Origin of the sequence: Ruegeria sp. HKCCD7559 (assembly GCF_013110575.1) — a bacterium.
Classification (GTDB): Bacteria; Pseudomonadota; Alphaproteobacteria; order Rhodobacterales; family Rhodobacteraceae; genus Ruegeria.
The window spans coordinates 42,416-59,923 of sequence record NZ_WVQU01000003.1 but is presented as its reverse complement, the minus strand read 5'-3'; the positions used below and the strand labels follow the sequence as shown (position 1 = coordinate 59,923).

15 protein-coding genes are annotated in these 17,508 nt (G+C 58.6%); 6 read left to right on the top strand and 9 right to left on the bottom strand.

The genetic code is table 11. The features are described from left to right. Positions 1–5 precede the first annotated feature (5 nt). The 7 genes from addA to regB form a co-directional block, all read right to left on the bottom strand. Entirely contained in the window at positions 6–3,362 is a 3,357-nt protein-coding gene (addA, locus tag GS605_RS10770; protein ID WP_171723990.1) for a double-strand break repair helicase AddA, read from the bottom strand. Beyond that, on the bottom strand, positions 3,359–6,283 hold the full coding sequence (addB, locus tag GS605_RS10765; protein WP_171723989.1) for a double-strand break repair protein AddB: 2,925 nt from the start codon (positions 6,281–6,283) through the stop codon (positions 3,359–3,361). The genes addA and addB overlap by 4 nt, the downstream gene beginning before the upstream one ends. Beyond that, positions 6,276–6,962 carry a nucleotidyltransferase family protein gene (locus GS605_RS10760; protein ID WP_171723988.1) on the bottom strand — a complete coding sequence of 229 codons (687 nt, stop codon included), beginning with the start codon at positions 6,960–6,962 and terminating at the stop codon, positions 6,276–6,278. The genes addB and GS605_RS10760 overlap by 8 nt, the downstream gene beginning before the upstream one ends. Next, entirely contained in the window at positions 6,959–7,963 is a 1,005-nt protein-coding gene (locus GS605_RS10755; RefSeq protein ID WP_171723987.1) for an aminoglycoside phosphotransferase family protein, read from the bottom strand. Before GS605_RS10755 ends, GS605_RS10760 begins: the two co-directional genes overlap by 4 nt. After that, on the bottom strand, positions 7,960–8,433 hold the full coding sequence (gene tsaE, locus GS605_RS10750) for a tRNA (adenosine(37)-N6)-threonylcarbamoyltransferase complex ATPase subunit type 1 TsaE (RefSeq protein WP_171723986.1): 474 nt from the start codon (positions 8,431–8,433) through the stop codon (positions 7,960–7,962). Before tsaE ends, GS605_RS10755 begins: the two co-directional genes overlap by 4 nt. Positions 8,434–8,474: 41 nt before the next feature. After that, on the bottom strand, positions 8,475–9,983 hold the full coding sequence (locus GS605_RS10745) for a PAS-domain containing protein (protein ID WP_171723985.1): 1,509 nt from the start codon (positions 9,981–9,983) through the stop codon (positions 8,475–8,477). Positions 9,984–10,049: 66 nt separating this feature from the next. Next, positions 10,050–11,447: a sensor histidine kinase RegB gene (gene regB, locus GS605_RS10740; RefSeq protein ID WP_171635312.1), complete on the bottom strand. Its 1,398-nt coding sequence runs from the start codon at positions 11,445–11,447 to the stop codon at positions 10,050–10,052. Between the two features lie 90 nt (positions 11,448–11,537). On the opposite strand from regB, the gene GS605_RS10735 reads away from it, so the two are divergent. The 3 genes from GS605_RS10735 to GS605_RS10725 all read left to right on the top strand — a co-directional run bounded on the left by GS605_RS10735 (position 11,538) and on the right by GS605_RS10725 (position 13,272). Further along, positions 11,538–12,164 (top strand): SCO family protein, encoded by a 627-nt coding sequence (locus tag GS605_RS10735; protein ID WP_171723984.1) that lies wholly within the window; start codon positions 11,538–11,540, stop codon positions 12,162–12,164. Positions 12,165–12,244: 80 nt separating this feature from the next. Then, positions 12,245–12,799, top strand: coding sequence for an ActR/PrrA/RegA family redox response regulator transcription factor (locus GS605_RS10730; RefSeq protein WP_152459641.1), 555 nt, complete (start codon positions 12,245–12,247; stop codon positions 12,797–12,799). A 101-nt stretch (positions 12,800–12,900) separates the two neighbouring features. Continuing rightward, on the top strand, positions 12,901–13,272 hold the full coding sequence (locus GS605_RS10725) for a VOC family protein (RefSeq protein WP_171635307.1): 372 nt from the start codon (positions 12,901–12,903) through the stop codon (positions 13,270–13,272). Positions 13,273–13,350: 78 nt separating this feature from the next. Here the strand turns inward: GS605_RS10725 and GS605_RS10720 are convergent, their stop codons facing one another. Next, a complete protein-coding gene (locus GS605_RS10720; RefSeq protein ID WP_171723983.1) occupies positions 13,351–14,067 on the bottom strand; it encodes a GDSL-type esterase/lipase family protein in 717 nt (238 codons plus the stop codon). A gap of 48 nt (positions 14,068–14,115) precedes the next feature. Further along, positions 14,116–14,709 carry an HD domain-containing protein gene (locus tag GS605_RS10715; RefSeq protein ID WP_171723982.1) on the bottom strand — a complete coding sequence of 198 codons (594 nt, stop codon included), beginning with the start codon at positions 14,707–14,709 and terminating at the stop codon, positions 14,116–14,118. A gap of 206 nt (positions 14,710–14,915) precedes the next feature. On the opposite strand from GS605_RS10715, the gene GS605_RS10710 reads away from it, so the two are divergent. The 3 genes from GS605_RS10710 to GS605_RS10700 all read left to right on the top strand — a co-directional run bounded on the left by GS605_RS10710 (position 14,916) and on the right by GS605_RS10700 (position 17,485). Beyond that, on the top strand, positions 14,916–15,230 hold the full coding sequence (locus GS605_RS10710; RefSeq protein WP_171635301.1) for a hypothetical protein: 315 nt from the start codon (positions 14,916–14,918) through the stop codon (positions 15,228–15,230). 103 nt (positions 15,231–15,333) lie between these two features. Next, complete coding sequence (gene ahcY / locus GS605_RS10705; RefSeq protein WP_171116646.1) at positions 15,334–16,722, top strand: adenosylhomocysteinase; 1,389 nt, start codon at positions 15,334–15,336, stop codon at positions 16,720–16,722. Positions 16,723–16,735: 13 nt separating this feature from the next. Then, positions 16,736–17,485: an extensin family protein gene (locus GS605_RS10700; protein ID WP_171723981.1), complete on the top strand. Its 750-nt coding sequence runs from the start codon at positions 16,736–16,738 to the stop codon at positions 17,483–17,485. Positions 17,486–17,508: the final 23 nt, after the last annotated feature.

Sequence of the window (17,508 nt, the reverse complement as noted above, 5' to 3'; positions counted from 1 at the left end):
TAAGGTCAAGATATCCGGGTGCGGGCCAAAGCATCTGTCACAAGATCGTGTGGCAACCACATCAGCCGCGCCGTGCGGGTCCACAGAATGGCGGTACGAATGCTGCGATCCGGATAGATCTGCGCCAGCGCCTGCGCGTATGCCCCCATCTGTCGCAACAGGCCTTCGGGGCAGTCTTCCGCGCGGTCTGGAACGGTGGCATTTGATTTGAAATCAATCACATGCACTTCCGATTCCGATAGGATTAGACGGTCAACAACCCCATGCATCCGCTGCCCGTTCAGAGCGGCTGTAATGGGCACTTCGGCCAACGTGTCAGGCGCGAAGACGGGCTGCAAACCTTCCGCTATCAGCACAGTTACGGCTTCGCTCAATATCTCTTGCCGGTCCGTTTCGTGCATATCGGGCAGCAACCGCGCGCAAAGCTCTGGCCAAAGGTCTTTCTCGGCGACGGGAAGGTGTTCCAGCAACAGGTGCAGGCGGGTTCCGCGCAGTTTGGCCGCATCTTCATCCAGGCCGGCATCGCCGGGCAACGCTTTAGGGCCACCCAGATCCGAAGGGCTGAGCGTGACGGCAGGCGCAACCGGATCCGGTGCCGGATGTTGGAACATGTCCGGCAATTCGACCTGCTGAACGACAGTGTTCGGTTGATCGATCAAGGGCAGCGCGTCCCAATCCCCGTGGGACAGACGGCGGATATCGGTACCCGGCACCTGAGCGGCCCCGGCCCGATCCATCGCCGCCTCGACCATCTGATACCAGCTGTTGCCGTCTTTCCCCAAATCACCTGCCGCCGCCACGATCAGCCACTTTTCCGCCCGTGTCAGAGCCACATATAGCAGCCGAAGCCGTTCGTTTTCCTCACGGCTGCGCGCCTCTTCCCGCGCCTGCGAGATCAGGTTTGGTGATGCGTCCGCCGACACTTTCCACAGGGGTGTTCCGCCGGCCAGCATGATCTCTGCGTCACGCGGAGGCTGGCGCTTGCCGGTATCCGGCAGGATGACGATCGGCGCCTCCAACCCTTTTGAACCATGAACGGTCATCACCCGGATTCTGTTGCCGACGCCGCTCATCTGTCGTTTGATCTCCAGATCGTCGGTCTGCATCCAGACCAGAAATCCCGTTAGGCTGGGGATATCCGTTCGCTCATAGGCCAGCGCCTGCGACAACAGCGCGTTGATACCGTCTTCGGCTTCCGCCCCCAACCGCCCCAACAGCTTGCGCCGTCCGTCATGGCGGGTCAGGATACGTTCGATCAGATCATAGGGGCGCAGAAAGTCGATCTGGCTGCGCAGATCATTCAGCACAGACAGTGTTTCCGGAAACTCTTCCGCGCGGTTGCGCAGTGCGGCCCAAAGGAACTGTTCCTTCCGACGGTGCGCCAGATCGAAAAGCTGCTGTTCGGACCATCCGAACAAGGGGGACTTGAGAACCGTCGCCAGAGACAGGCTATCTTCGGGCGTGGCCAGAAAGCTGAGCAGGGCCGCAAGATCCTTGACCGCCAGTTCAGCGCCCACTTTCAGCCGATCTGCTCCGGCGATGGGCAGGTGCAGCGCCTTGCAGGCACGGATGATCTCGGCAAACAGGTCCGAGCGGCGTTGCACGAGGATCAGAAAATCCCCCGGCTGCACTTTTCGACGAACGAATTGGCCGGATTTGCCATCTTCCGGGATCGTCTCGCCCCGTTCGATCATGTCTTTGATCGACTGTGCAACTTTCTCGGCCAGAATGACGGTGTGATGCCGTGCGCCCGGACGATCGACCGGATCGGTCCAATCCCCGTCTTCGGCATCCGCAACTTTTTCGACAACGGGCCAAAGATCAACACGACCCGGCAGATCGGCCTTGAAAGCACGGTGCTGACTGTCCTTGTGAAACCCCGCATCAGAGCGGTTATCAAACAGGATATCGACCACGGTCAGGATCGCGCTGGAGGATCGAAACGAGTATTCCAACGTCGAATCCCACAGTTTAGAGCCTGATTCAGACAGTTTCCGGCCAAACTCTTCCTGCATTCTGTCAAAGGCCTGTGGATCGGCGCCCTGAAAGGAATAGATCGATTGTTTCTTGTCGCCGACGACGAAGATCGTGCGCTCGACCCCGGATCGGGCCCCTTCCCCGCTGGTGAATTCCTGTGCCAGTTTCTCGATCACGTCCCATTGATCGGGGCTGGTGTCCTGCGCTTCGTCCACAAGAATATGATCGATGCCACCGTCCAGTCGGTACAGCACCCATTCGGCCACTGCCGGATCGTTCAACACCTGCCGCGCGCGCAGGATCAGGTCGTCGAAATCCAGCCAGCCGCGCAACTGCTTGCGCCGTTCATATTCCGGCAGGAAGGCTGCGGCAAAGCGGTGCAGAACCGCGGTTTTCTGCGCCGCGACCAGCGCCAGACGTTGTTCACGCGCGGTTTCGATCCGCTGCATGAAGGCCTCGATCTGCGGCATCCGGTCGGCCAACACACCTTCGCGCAGGGGTTTGGTGGGAAAAGCGTTGAGTTTGGCCGTGAAGGGTTCCTTTGCGCCCTTCCCTGTCAGAAACACGCTTTCCAACATGGGTAGATGTATCAATCTGGCTTCGTTGAATGCGGCCAGTTTTGCAGCGGCCTTGGCATTGTTGCCTCCGCTTTCGGTCAAAGCGGGCAGTATGGACTGGATGAGTTCGACTTCGCCACCAAGAAAAACCCGGGCAAGCAGCGCTGTTTCGTCAAAACCGGCGGGCAGACCGAAGCGTTGCAGCAGATCGGACCATTCGAGCGGCTGCGCAAAAAGACTGCGTTTTTGCGTGATCGCAGCGGTCAGTTTATCAAACCCCGTGTCCGTGACGAACCGGGCCACATCTTCAATCAACCCGGCCTGCGGGCCCGCGGCGAAATCCTCGACAATTTCCTCTTGCAGCAAGGCTGCTGCGCGGTCTTCCATTTCGGTGAACTGCGGGCTAACGCCAGCCTCCAGCGGAAAGCGTCGCAACAATGACGCGCAGAACGAGTGGATGGTCTGGATTTTCAGACCACCCGGCGTTTCGATGGCGCGGGCAAACAGGGTGCGTGCTTGCGCCAACCGGTCCGAGCCGATTTCGCCGGGTACACCAAGGTCGGTCAGCTCCACCAACAAGGGGGTATCATCCAGCATGGCCCATTTGCCAAGGCGCTTGAACAACCTATTCTGCATCTCGCTGGCGGCGGCCTTGGTGTAGGTCAGGCACAGAATGTGCTGAGGCTGGACCCCGCCCAGCAGCAGACGCGCCACACGGTCGGTCAGAACCCGGGTTTTGCCGGACCCGGCGTTGGCCGCCAGCCAGGTCGAGGCATCGGGGCGCGCGGCCTGTACCTGCCGTTCGGTTGCGTCGTTGCGCGGGCTCATGTCAGATCCTCGGGGTGTGTTTCCGATGTCCGGTCCCATTCGCCGAACCGCGCCAGGTGATCATAATCACCCATATCCGTATCCTTGTGCAGCATGCGCCGGGACGAAAACCCCTGATCAGGCTCTAAATAGGCGGAAATCAACTCTTTCAGTTCGGCAAGAACCTTGTCGGTCGGTTCTTTCGCCAGGGGCGCCGCAACCTCCTTATAGCTGCCACCCATACCGATGAAGATGGCTTCGGCCACGCTTGTCGGGTCAAGGCCCTCAATCCCGCCCTGCTCGGCCATGGCCGCCTCGATCAGCAACTGCTTGTCAAATTTGGATTGCTGGCTTTCCGTCGGTGGTGCGCCGGTTTTATAGTCGATGATGCGCAACGCGCCCCGGCTGTTGCAATCGATTCTGTCCGCGCGCCCGACAATGGTGAAATCCAGGGGGCGCAGCGCCAGTTTCATCACCGCCTCAAACGCCACGGGGCCACCATCCTTCCGGCGCGCGAGCTCTGCCCCGAGGAAATCATCCGCGATCCGCTCAAGCCGGGCCAACCACAGTTTACGGGCCGTCGGCCAGGCGACGTGTTGATCCAACAGAGCATGCGCCCGTTTCAGGAAATTGTCCCGCGTCAGCAAAGCGCTGTCGAGGACGCTGTCCTTGATGAAATGCTCGAGGATTTCGTGAATCACAATGCCTCTCAGCAAGGCATCGGGTGCCTGTACAAGCGGATCTAGCGGTTTCAGCCGAAGCACATGTTTGGCGTATATCGCGTATGGATCGCGGATCAGCCTCTTTATCTCGGTCACAGACAGACGGCGCGGACGTGCGGCGGCCGGTGGGCGCGGAGAAGGACGCGGTGCGGGGTCGATCGGCGGCGCATCTTCCAGTGCCTCGGACCAGTTCAACCATTTTTCGCCGTGAGCGCGCATTTTGGCCAGAGCTTCGGGGCCTCCCTGACCCGGCAAACCCTGCAAAAGGTTGGTCAGTCGGTTCAGCCAGCGCGACGGAACCGTCTCGGCATCATCCGAGCGGATCGCGCGGGTCAACCATACTTCGGGTGCCCCGATGGCCTGCTGGAAGTCATGCGCAGACAGGCCGATCCGGCGTTCGGGCAGCAACAAGCCGGCTTTGTCACGCATCTGCCGGTTCAACCAGGGATCGGGCGTTGGCGCCTCTGGCCAACTTCCTTCATTCAACCCGCCAAGGATCAGCAGGTCGGCGCCCTGCACCCGTGCCTCGAGCGTGCCCCAGATCATGATATGCGGATGCGGCGCATCCCGGTCACGAACCTCTTCACCCGCAAGCAGAGCACCCAGCAGATCGGCAAAGTCATGGGCCGTCATCAGGCCGCCATGCTGCGCCTCTGCACTGAGAGAACTCAGCACCTCCAGCGCCTTTTGGCCTGCGTTTTTGTCCCACAGAGTGCCCGTTTCACCCGTGCTGCCGGCCGAAATCGCCTCGGCCAGTGTCATCAAACGCTCCACCCAGTCTGCGAGGTGTAGTTCACTGGTGATCTGCTGTTCGCAGAAATGCTGCACGACCCATTTCACCCAGCTTTCCTGGGCCTCTTTACGCACCGCAAAAGCCGCAAGGCTTGCACTGTCAGGAAAGGGCGGGCCGTGACGGCGCAAGTCAAGTTCCAGGTCACGCGTGTGCAGCAAATGAATTCCGCGATCACCGCCATCATGACATAGCGGGTGCTTCAAAAGGGTCAGCAGCGCCTCGCCTTCCAGACGGCGTGTGAACAGGTTGGCCACATGGCGCAGAAAACGTCCCGGCGGGGAAAGTTGTAGCGGCAGGCCCGCACTGTCGTCCGGCACGATGTTCCACCGATCCAGCGCGGCGCTGACCTGGCGGGTCAACATGCGATCCGGCGTGATCAGAGCGGCGGTCTGTCCTGTTTCCGCCGCTTGCCGCAGGCGCAGGGCGATGGCCAATGCCTCGGCGCGAGGCGATTGAGCCTCGACCAGCGTCAGGCCGTCGGTTGCGCCTTTTATATCGGACAGTCCGGGGCCTTCGGTCATCCAGGCGTCAGTGACGGGCGCCGGACGTAAAGATAGTGATATCAATCGGTTACGCGAGGGTGAGGGGGCCGATAAGTCCGTCCATGGGGTGATCTGACCCGGTGCAAGTTCCAGCGCGCGCATCAACTTGCGGAAACGGTATTGTGGGTGATCTTCAGACGTCAACGCATCATCCAACCCCTGCCAAACGTGATCCGGCTGGTCGAAATCAAATCCGGGCAGCACCAATGCCCCTTGCGGCAGGCGCGCGATGGCTTCCATCAACATCAGGGTGGTGCCACGGGACCCGGTAGAGCCCGCCAGAATGACCGGGTGTTGCGGGGGGGCAATCTGCCATCGCGTGATCAGGTTTTCGACCACGCGGCGCTGGCGGGCCTGTGCATCCATCGTCTGCCTGCCGGTGTCGATGAATTTATCCGCGATGCCGATAAAGGCTTGTGCCCGCGACCAGTGTCCGGACATGTCGCTGACGTCCAGCTGCCGGATCGCTTCGGGCGATACGCCTTCGCCCTGCATTTCGTCAATCAGCGCGGCCAGACTGTCGGACAGGTCAAAGATCGATGACCGGGCGGCAAGGTCCGGCTGTTGCTCCAACAGTTTGGACACAAGCTGAGTCAACTCAAGACGCCGCCGCAGAGGCGGGATAGCAGGCGGGATCCGCGCCAGATCAACCCTTTCACCCAAGTCCGTCACCAACGAGAGACGGGGCAGAAGGCAAGGTGGCCCCTGATTGAACAGATCGCGGACGCGCCGTTCCATGCGTCGTGTGTTCAGCACCAACTCTACCCGCGCCAAAGCGTCGGGCGGGCCCGAACAGCGCTGCCGCAGGCCATCGACCAATGCCTTGGGGAAATCCGTGCCGGGAGGCACGGCAAATACACGGGGTAAGGTGCCGGATTCAAACATCAGCCAGCAAACCCTCGGCCAGCGCGATGCCTTCCGGACGACCTACATCGCACCAGCGTCCCGGGTATTCGACCGCAAAAAGCCGACCTTGATCAAGCATCTGGTTCCAGAGCAGGTTGAGTGAAAACGCAGTTTGCGAGAACGAATGCAAACCCTGGGCCCTGAGGATCTGGGCCCCGCCGTAAACCAGACCAGGACCGCGCGTGATCCGTCCATCTTTTCCAGCGGTGAAATCACCCGATCCAATATGACCAACGGTTCGCGCAACTGGAACACACATCAGCAGCGCATCCATACGACCCGGGTCCCAGGCGTGCTGCAACAGGGTCAAAGGGTTTGGTCCGGACCAGATCGCGTCCGTGTTCAACGTGAATACGGGGTCGGTGCCCAGCATCGGCAAAGCTGCCCGCAATCCGCCACCTGTTTCCAGAATTTCAGGGTCTTCCCGAGACAGCAGAACGCCCTTGGGGCCGAGATGCGCCGCGAGTTGATCAGCGTGATAATGCAGGTTGGCAACGGTACGGACGGGATCAAGATCTTCGACAAGACCCAGCGCATGATCAATCAGTGGTCGCCCCGCCACTTCGATCAATGGCTTGGGCCGGTCTTTGGTCAGCGCGCCCATACGGGTGCCGAACCCGGCTGCGAACAGCATTACGGCAAATGGCGATCCGGTCATTGCGTTCTCAACTTGGCCAGGTTTTCCGGTGTGGGTCTGGGCAAAGCTTCGTGCAGCAGGGACGCCACCGAAACCAGGGCAGGGTGATCCAGATCGCGCATCAGATGTGCCCAGACGGCCGGGATCATGTCCACATAGTGAGGCTTGCCATATTCCGTCGCCAGACGTGCGAAGACGCCAAGGATACGCAGGTTTCTCTGGGCCCCCAAAACACTGTAGGCCGTGCGGAATTCATGGTCGTCCATACCTGACGCAGAGATATAGTGGTTGATCATCTGCATTTCGATCCCGGCCGAGACATCTCGGCGTACATCCTGTAGCAGAGACACCAGATCGTAGGCCGGGTGCCCCAGCATGGCCAACTGAAAGTCCAGCAACCCGACGCGCTTCACGCCTTCGCGCTGCGGCAGCCACAACAGGTTTTCTGCGTGATAATCCCTGAGAATGACCACTTTCGAACCGGATGTTTCACGATGCAGGATATCCGCGAACCGGTGCTCGAACCGGGACAGGGCGTCTTCATCACATATTCCCAGGATACCGGCCGCATACTTGGTGAAAGCCAATGCCGCCAGTTCCGTCATCAGGGACGGATCATAAGACGGCAATGCAAGAGAAGGCGCCCGATGCAGGTGGAGCAGCACGTCGGTGGCGGCGCGGTACAATTCGCGCTCTTTGCCCGGGTCTTTTTTCAGGACGCGCGCAAAAAGGTCATCACCCAGATCTTCCAGCAACAGAAAACCGTACTGGGCATCTTCGGCGTAGATTTCCGGCGCGCTCAGACCAACCGATCGGAGGTATTCGGCGACCCGCACAAAGGGTTCAACATTATCACTTTTTTCAGGTGGCGCGTCCATCAAAACCGCAGTGCGCCCGTTAGTTGGATCAATCAGCCGTTCGTATTGCCGGTTCGAGGCATCGCCTGCCAGTGGCGTACGTGTTGCCCCGGCCCAGGGTGTTTGTGCAATCAGGGCCTCGGCCAGGACCGTCCTGTTGGTCATGCAGTTCTCTCCAGTTTTTCCGCCCATTTCGGAGCAGTCCAAGACAGGGTCACACAGCGGAAATCGATATTGTTAGGGTCTGTTTCAAAGGTCAACGTCAACGCGCCTTGGGGCGCCAACGGGCCCAGCTTGTCCGGCCATTCCACAAGGCAGATTGCGGTATCGAAAGCGTCCGTCAGGCCCAGTTCGTCAACTTCTTCGGCCGCGCTCAGACGATACAGGTCGCAATGCCATATTTCCCCTGATGGCGTGTCGTAAGCCTGGACCAAAGTGAAAGTTGGCGAGGGCACATCTTCGGGTTCTGCCATCAATGACTGAATGAGGTTGCGCGCGAAATGCGTCTTGCCGCTGCCGATCGGGCCCTCCAGCAGAACAACATCGCCCGGGCGCAGTGATGTTCCCAGTTGGCGTGCGAAAACTGCGGTTTCTTCGGGCGATTTGAAAGTCAGAGATCGGGCGGTCTGTGTCATGCCGCCACAATGGCCTTGCGCCTGACCGGCTGCAACCCGGTTCAGGCGCTGATCTGTTCCATCGCGGTGGATTTCGAGGGAAATTCGGATTGCGTAAACCGCACGATTGTCGCGCCGTTATGAACCGGTGTGACGGTGCAATCCACGGTTATGCCGGTTCTCATCTGGATTTCAGCTGTCCATTCGGCGCGGTTTTCCCGCATTTCGACAAAATCCCGCACCTCACCCAAAACCGGCGTCGCAATACAAAGGTCTTGCCAGCGTCGCGTGACATCGGTGACCGTTTCGCTTTGGAACCCGACCTCGTGCGCGTCTCCCCACAGCTTTTGATACGCATAGTTGGTGAAGGCCAGCGTACCGTCATCTGCAAAGACGGCAATCGCGTCCGCCAGTTTGTCCAGGATGGACTGCATCAGATCCATTTCTGATCGAAAGCGCCGCGTCAGGGTGATTTCGGCGGTGATATCCTCGAATAGAAACGCCACTGCGCCGTCCGGGTGAGGGCGGCCGCTGACGGAATAGACCGATCCGGATGGCAGCGACCACGTCTCGTGGTAGTTTCCATCTTCAGCCGCTTCGAGAAGGTCGTTCATCTGACGCCGCCAGCTGCGGTAATTCTTCGGTTCGGGCATCATGTGTTGATCCCGCAAGCGGTCGAAGAAACTGCTCAGGCTGGGGCGGCAACTGAGGAAATCGGGCGGCAACGTGGTCAGATCGATCAGGGCCGGGTTGAACAGGGCCAGTTGCCGATTGCGGTCAAAAATGGCGAGACCAATGGACAATTGGGCAAAGGTCTTGGTCATGGTCTGCACGAATTTGCGCTGGGCGGTTTCCGCCTCGACAATCGCGTTGACGTCAACGGCATAGCATAGATGACCGTTCTCGTGTTCGATCCGAGTCAAATCGAACCAAAGCTTGCGATCAGTATCTGCAACATCCACCGACACGCGGGTTTTTCCGGTAGGTCTTGTGGCATCCTCCGGGCATTCAAAAAGCGGCGCAGTCAGATCGGCGTCCTGATCACGCGCCTTTTGAACAAGTGCGACATAGGCGGCATTGCACCATTGCACCCGATTGTCGTTATCCGCCAACCATACAGGGTAAGGGGCCAGATCCATTGCCAGACGAGTCGGTTCGCCTGGGGTAACCGATCCGGCCGAGGAGGTCCTGGCGCATTCGCAAAGTCGAACGCGGACGATACCGTCGATCCACTCACACACGACTTCTCGTTCAATCGTGCAGTCAATGGCCGATACCAAGATTTTGCCCTGATCGCGCACTTTGTCGGAAGTTTCGGGAAAGGTGGGGAAATCCCTTTGCAACAAGCGCCGCAGGTCCAGCCAGTTTTCAATATGCTCAAACCCGGCCAGTGCGAAATCAGAATGGCTGATCAGTTGGTTGCCATCGAACAGGAATACGGCATCAAACAGCGAGGTGTTCGAAAACAAACCAAAAGCCTTGTCGCGCTGAGCCCGGCGTGGCAACAGCCACAGAACGGCGAAACAGCACGAAACAAGACTGATCGCGGCCAGAATAATCCAATCGGCCATCAAATTCCCCAAGCCTGAACGATACAAGGACAGACTATGCGTGGGATTGGTTAACGGTCTCTTAATTCACACCTGGATGCGCGTGTTGGATCCCGACGGGACCGGGGTGTCACCCTTCTGTGCATCGATCAGTTTGCGTGGCCAGGTCACCTTGACGATTGCCCCGCGCCGTTCAGGATTGTCGGTCAGATGCTGGTAGGGGTCCGAACCATTGGCGAATTCCAGTTCGGCGCCGCTGCGTTCCAGCAGGGTTTTGGCGATGAACAATCCCAGGCCCATCCCTTCGTATTCCGGGCGTGCTCTCTGATCGGATTCTGCCCGTCTTCGGCGCATAAACGGATCGCCGATGCGTCCGATCATGTGGGGCGGATATCCCCGCCCGTCATCCATGATGCTGACGGTGATCCTGCTGTCGGTCCATTCGGCCTCGACCCAGACATTTGCGCGGGCGAAATCCACGGCATTCTGAATCAGGTTGCGCAAACCGTGAATGATCTCGGGTTTGCGCAGGATCGAGGGCTGCTGAACATCCCCGTCCTGCGCGGGGCCTTCAGAGAAATGAACCTCTTTGCCGCGACCGACATGTGGTTCGGCCGCTTCGTTCACCACTGTCGAAAGCGGTGCCTGCCGCAGGTGCAGATCATCTTTGCCCGCCCGCCCCATGTCGCGCAGAATGTCACGGCAACGGTCTGCCTGCTCGCGGATCAAAGCGGCGTCATCTTTCAGGTCCGGGCGGTCGTCCAGTTCTTCGATCAGTTCCGCGCTGGTCAGTTTTATCGTCGCCAGAGGCGTGCCCAGTTCATGCGCGGCAGCGGCAACGACGCCCCCCAGATCGGTCAGCTTCTGTTCGCGCGCCAGCGCCATATGCGTGGCGGCCAGCGCTTCGGACATGGATTGGACTTCGGAACTGACGCGGTGGGAATAGGCGCCGATGAAGACGATGGCGATGATGATCGCGGCCCAGTTTCCAAACAGAAGGATATCGGGGATATCCAGAACAAGCCCTAGACTTGTCCGCAACGGAAGGTGAAATTCCGCCAGCACAGTTGTCAGAACGATTGCGACGGCGCCGACAATCAGGGTTGATCGTGTGCTCATGACATTGGCTGAAATCGTGACCGGGCCCAGCAGAAGCAGCGCAAACGGATTGTTCAGCCCGCCAGTCAAGTACAGCAGAATTGACAATTGCAGCAGGTCGAACAGAACCATCAGGAAGTTTTCAAACTCGGTCAGGCGCTTGTTTTGCGGAAACAGCAAAATGGCGGTCAGGTTGCCCATGACCGAGATTCCGATGGCCAGGTAGCACAGGCCCAGTTCCAGCTGCACGTCATAATATCGCTGGGCCACCGTGATTGCGGTGAGCTGGCCGATGATGGCCACCCATCGCAAAAGGATCAGGGTTCGCAGGCGAATCCAGCTGCTGCGTTCCTGGCCGCGCCAAAAAGTCTGATTGGATTCTGCCATCGGTCGCTTATGTCCTGTTGCATCGGCTGGTCATCTTGATAGGTGTCCCGGCCGGAACGATCAACAACCCCCTGAGACCGGATAATCGAAATGACCCGCCTTCTCGCAATTCTCGCAACTCTTGTTCTGGCTATCGGACTTGGGGCCATGTGGATTCTGACACGGGGTGGCGGGTCCGATGACAAGTTCGCACAATGTCGGTCCAGCCAGATCGCCGGGGGTGCCGCCGCAATTGGTGGACCATTTGAACTGGTGAACGGTAAAGGCGAGACGGTTACGGACAAAGATGTGATTACCGAACCGACGCTGGTTTACTTCGGATACACGTTCTGCCCGGACGTTTGCCCGTTCGACATGTCCCGCAACGCCGAGGCTGTCGATATTCTGGCTGAACGCGGGCTGTCGGTGACACCTTTGTTCATCTCAATTGACCCGGATCGCGATACGCCCGAAGTCATGGCCGACTATGCTTTCAATCTCGGGGGCAAGACGATCGCCCTGACCGGCTCGCCCGAACAGGTCAAGGCGGCCAGCAAGGCCTACAAGACCTATTACAAAGCGCATGACAAAGGCGACGAATTCTATCTGGTTGACCATTCCACCTTTACGTATCTGGTTACACCCGAAAATGGATTTCTGGAGTTCTTCAAGCGCGAAGACACGGCCGAACAGATGGCGGACAAGGTTGCATGCTTCCTGGAACAGGCCGCGTCGTAACAAGGTTGTTTGACCTTTGTTCCCGCGCTGCTATTACTCATGTTCGAGCCAAAGGCATGAAATAGCGAAAGACCTAACATATGGCAGACACTTCTCAGCTTGACATCGGCCCTGACAAATCCCTGCTTTTGGTTGATGATGACGAGCCGTTTCTGAGACGTTTGGCCAAGGCCATGGAAAAGCGTGGCTTCGAGGTTGAGACAGCAGGATCCGTCGCGGCAGGGCGCGCGATATCCACCGCCCGGCCCCCGGCTTATGCCGTCGTCGATCTGCGGTTGGAGGATGGCAACGGATTGGACGTTGTCGAGGTATTGCGGGAAAAACGCCCCGACAGCCGAGTTGTTGTTCTGACCGGATATGGTGCGATCGCGACCGCCGTCGCGGCAGTCAAGATCGGCGCGACCGACTATTTGTCAAAGCCTGCGGATGCCACCGACATCACGAACGCATTGCTGGCAAAGGGTGACGAGATGCCCCCGCCGCCGGAAAACCCCATGAGCGCGGACCGTGTGCGCTGGGAACATATCCAGCGCGTCTATGAGCTGTGTGACCGGAATGTCTCCGAAACCGCGCGACGGTTGAATATGCATCGGCGGACGTTGCAGCGGATACTGGCGAAACGCAGCCCGCGTTAGGTCTGCCGGCCGCTCGATGACGGTTTAGTGACTTGTAACCTTGGACCCTGTCGAGGACTGTTCGGCACATCTGGAATCTTTTGTCAGAACAGGACCACTTTATGATCGGATATGTAACCGTTGGCGTTTCGGACATGGCGCGCGCCAAGGACTTCTATACCAAGCTTTTCGCGGACAAGGGCGCGAAAGTGGTTATAGACGCAGGCCGGATCGCGTTCATCGGCAACAAACCCGACGCGCCGATGCTGGCGGTGTGCGAGCCCTATGACGGCAATGTCTGCGCCGCCGGAAATGGCAACATGGTCGCCTTTGCAGCCGACTCCAAGGATGAGGTCAAGGAACTGTATGACAAGGCAATCAGCCTGGGTGCGGTGGACGAAGGCGAACCTGGTCAACGCGTCCCCGACAGGTTCTATGGTGCCTATGTGCGTGACCCGGATGGCAACAAACTGTGCTTCTACGTCTTTGGCTGAAACAGGGCGAACACAAACCCTGCCCAAGTTTCAGACAGGTCTGCGGGCAGCGGTGCTGACCGTGCCCATTCAGTAGCTTCAGGGTGAGCAGGAGATTTCTGCGCAGAGCTGCCGCGCCAGCTGACGATATCCGGTTGCGTTGGGATGCAACCCGTCCGATGTCCAGTCGGCGGTTTTTTCGGCGAACCCGTCCGGCGGGGTCAGAAACGTGCAGTTCGCCATATCCTGACAGGCCTGTTGTGCAGCCGAATTGAAGGCCGTTCGAAACGCCTCTTGTTCCGCGGTCCAGTTAGCACCGGTGACGGGCAACACAGCACGCCAGATCAACCTGTCAGCAGGTATGAACAGGGCCTTCAACTGTGCGACATAGCCTGCAATCTTCTCTGGCGGTGTGGCCGTCAGAGCGTCATTGACCCCGATTCCCAGATACCATGTCGGGACATGGGCAATCAGTTCCGGTTTTGCTCTTGCGATCAGGCCCGGGGTGGTGTCGCGGCTGATCCCAAGGTTCAGCGCGTTGGGCAGGACGTTGCTGGTCAACCACCCTTCGATTATGGAATCGCCGATGAAAGCGATCTGAATATCCGGTGAGGTGAGCGCCTGAGAAATCGGCCGCTCGTGCAGCCAGACCATGAGCTTGTAGTGATCGGTTTCCGTGACCGGGACATATGTGCCCGAGATTTTTCTGAGCGCCTTCGAGACATACCCGGTTTCGACCAACGCCGCCGCAAGACCAAAAGTCAGCACGACGTTGACGACAAGCAAAACTCGGGTTCCGGTCTTTGTTTTCATCATTCTTCCACCAGTTTCCCCGTACCACTCACCGCATTCGGAAAGCGCCTCTCAGATCTGAGCGATCAATTCTGCGTGCCGCTCCGTAAAGGCGTGCCGCACCTCGACCGGGGGGCGCAGCCTGATCTGTAAACCCGCCATGATCCCCCTGTCCGGGCGACCAAAGAATTTCGTGGCTTCGGCCTCGGAAAACCCGGCAATCTGTGTCGCCTCCATCCAGGCGCTGATCTTGTCGGCCTTCTTGATCTGGCGTTTCACCGTTTTCGGCACCTCAGCCGGAAGTCCAAACCGTATATGGATTGCTGCCGCCAGCCGGTCGTCCAACGCGCCATAATCTGGGCCGACGGCGGATTTCACGGGCGAGATCATATCGCCGATCACATATTCGGGCGCGTCATGTAACAGGGCCGCCAAACGCCATTTCATGGGTGTTTTTGGGGCAATACGGCCAAAAATCTCTTCAACCAGCAGGGAATGTTCGGCCACGGAATAAGCGAAATCGCCGTTTGTCTGACCGTTCCAACGAGCGACAAAGGCAAGGCCGTGTGCGATGTCTTCAATCTCGATATCCACCGGTGTCGGGTCCAGCAGGTCCAGCCTGCGACCCGACAGCATCCTTTGCCACGCTCTGGGTTGTGTTGCCATTCTGCCATGCCTTGTGAAGTTGGACACGTTCAATTCGCGTTTTTATGGTATGATGTACCTGTCTGGATCACACGCTGCCAACATTTTCTTGAGCGTTCGTGCTTTGAAACGGCGCGGTATGATCCCGACATTAAAGACTGAGGGGGGTGCATTCTCCTCCCAGTGTGCCCCTCTCGAACTGAAACACGTATCGAAAGGAGCACCCTATGTTCAAACGTTTATTCGCAATCGCACTGACCTTCGGAATGGCCGCCACCGCGCCGCCTGCCTTTGCCCAGAATTGTGCGGCACGGGATCACATCATATCCAGATTGCAGGAGAATTATGCCGAGGAATTGGCCTTTGGCGGCCTGCAAAAAACACGCGGCGCGCAATCGGTGATGGAGGTTTGGACCTCGAAAGAAACGGGAAGTTATACCGTTTTGGTAACCAATGCGAACGGTATCAGCTGTATTGTTGCCGTTGGCACCGATTTTTTTGAAGCGATACCAAAGATCGAAATTGAAGGCACACCAAGCTGATATTGGCCATATCGTTTCCGATCACAGTCTTCAAAGTTGCCACCTGCCCCAAGGAATGCTAGGGGCAGCCGGGACTGTGATTTACCGGAAAATGGAGCACCTGATGGCCGGGGACTATATCGTTAAAGACATTTCATTGGCTGGCTTTGGCCGCAAAGAGCTGGACATAGCCGAAACCGAGATGCCGGGCCTGATGTCCCTGCGCGCGGAATACGGCGACAGCAAGCCGTTGAAAGGGGCGCGTATCGTCGGGTCGTTGCACATGACCATCCAGACGGGCGTTCTGATAGAAACGCTGGTGGCGCTGGGTGCGGATGTGCGCTGGGCGTCGTGCAACATCTTCTCGACCCAGGACCACGCCGCCGCCGCGATTGCCGAGGCGGGTATTCCCGTCTTCGCCGTCAAGGGCCAGACACTGGAAGAGCACTGGGATTATCTGGACAAATCCTTCCTGTTCGAGGAAGGCCCGAACATGATCCTGGATGATGGCGGCGACGCGACACTGTACATCCTGCTGGGTGCCCGTGCCGAAGCGGGTGAGGACATCATCCCTGTTCCGGGTTCGGAAGAGGAAGAGGTGATCAAGAAGCAGATCGCCAAGCGTATGGCGGCAAGCCCGGGCTGGTTCACAAAGATGCGGGATCAGATCAAGGGTGTTTCCGAGGAAACCACCACTGGTGTGAACCGCCTGTATCAGCTGGTCAAGGAAGGGCATCTGCCGTTCCCGGCGATCAACGTGAATGACAGCGTCACCAAGTCGAAATTCGACAACAAATACGGCTGCAAGGAATCGCTGGTCGACGGTATCCGCCGCGCCACCGACACGATGATGGCCGGCAAGGTTGCAGTGGTCTGCGGTTACGGTGATGTGGGCAAAGGCTCGGCCGCGTCGTTGCGCGGTGCTGGTGCCCGTGTGAAAGTCACCGAAGTCGACCCGATCTGCGCCCTGCAAGCCGCGATGGACGGGTTCGAAGTGACCCTGCTGGAAGACGAAGTTGCCACCGCGGATATCTTCATCACAACCACCGGCAACAAAGACGTGATCCGCATCGAGCATATGCGCGAGATGAAGGACATGGCCATCGTCGGCAACATCGGCCACTTCGACAACGAAATTCAGGTGGCCAGCCTGAAAAACCACAAATGGACCAACATCAAGGAACAGGTGGACATGATCGAGATGCCCTCGGGCAACCGCATCATCCTGTTGTCCGAAGGCCGTCTGCTGAACCTGGGCAACGCCACCGGGCACCCGTCCTTCGTGATGTCGGCCTCGTTCACCAACCAAGTTCTGGCCCAGATCGAGCTGTTCACCAAGGGTGACCAGTACGAGAACAAGGTCTACATCCTGCCCAAGCATCTGGATGAGAAAGTGGCCCGCCTGCATCTGGATCGCATCGGCGTGAAGCTGACGCAGATGGATGCGGATCAGGCCGCTTACATCGGTGTCAAACCGGAAGGTCCGTACAAGCCGGAACACTACCGCTACTGATCGCAGTCTGGGTATGACGCAGAAATCTGGGCGCCGCCGGTATTTGTACCTGGCGGCGTCTTTCTTTTTCAGGCTGGCGGTTGTTGTGATCCTTTTGGGCGGTGGTGTCTGGTGGGTGTTGGCGCATCTCGAAACGCCGATACCGTCACATTGGAACCCGTTGCGTGATCTGAAGGTAACCGCCCCGATCACACCCGTCACCAAGCTCCAGCTGAACCGCGCATTGGCGAGCGAAGCACAGTGCCGGGCCGCTCTGGAAGACGCAGGTGTTCGGTTTGAGGCGATGGCGGACCTGGTTGTCGATCAGAATTGCGGCATCGCTGGTCGGGGTCGTCTGACCAAATTGGTGACATCAGGGATCGAGGATGTTGAAACCAGTTGCGCCACGGCTTTGCGCCTGACCATGTGGGAATACCACGTCGTGCAGCCCGCCGCACGCGATCTGCTTGGGTCCAACGTTTCCCGATTGCGCCACATCGGCAGTTACAATTGCCGCCCCATGCGCACCGCGCAGGGTGAAAACGGTGGGTGGAGCAGCCATGCCCGCGCGGATTCGATAGATATCGTCGGTGTGGATACCGATGACGGTCGGACGCTGACCTTGTTGTCAAACTGGCAGGGCTCCGGACCGGAAGGCGCCTTTTTTCGACGGATCTGGCGCGGGGCCTGCGGTTGGTTTCGCGTGGTTCTTGGACCCGATTTCAATCGTTTGCACGCGGATCATTTCCACTTGCAAGGCCCGGGGTGGGGCTATTGCCGCTAGGCTTTTCAGCAAGAAACGTGCAG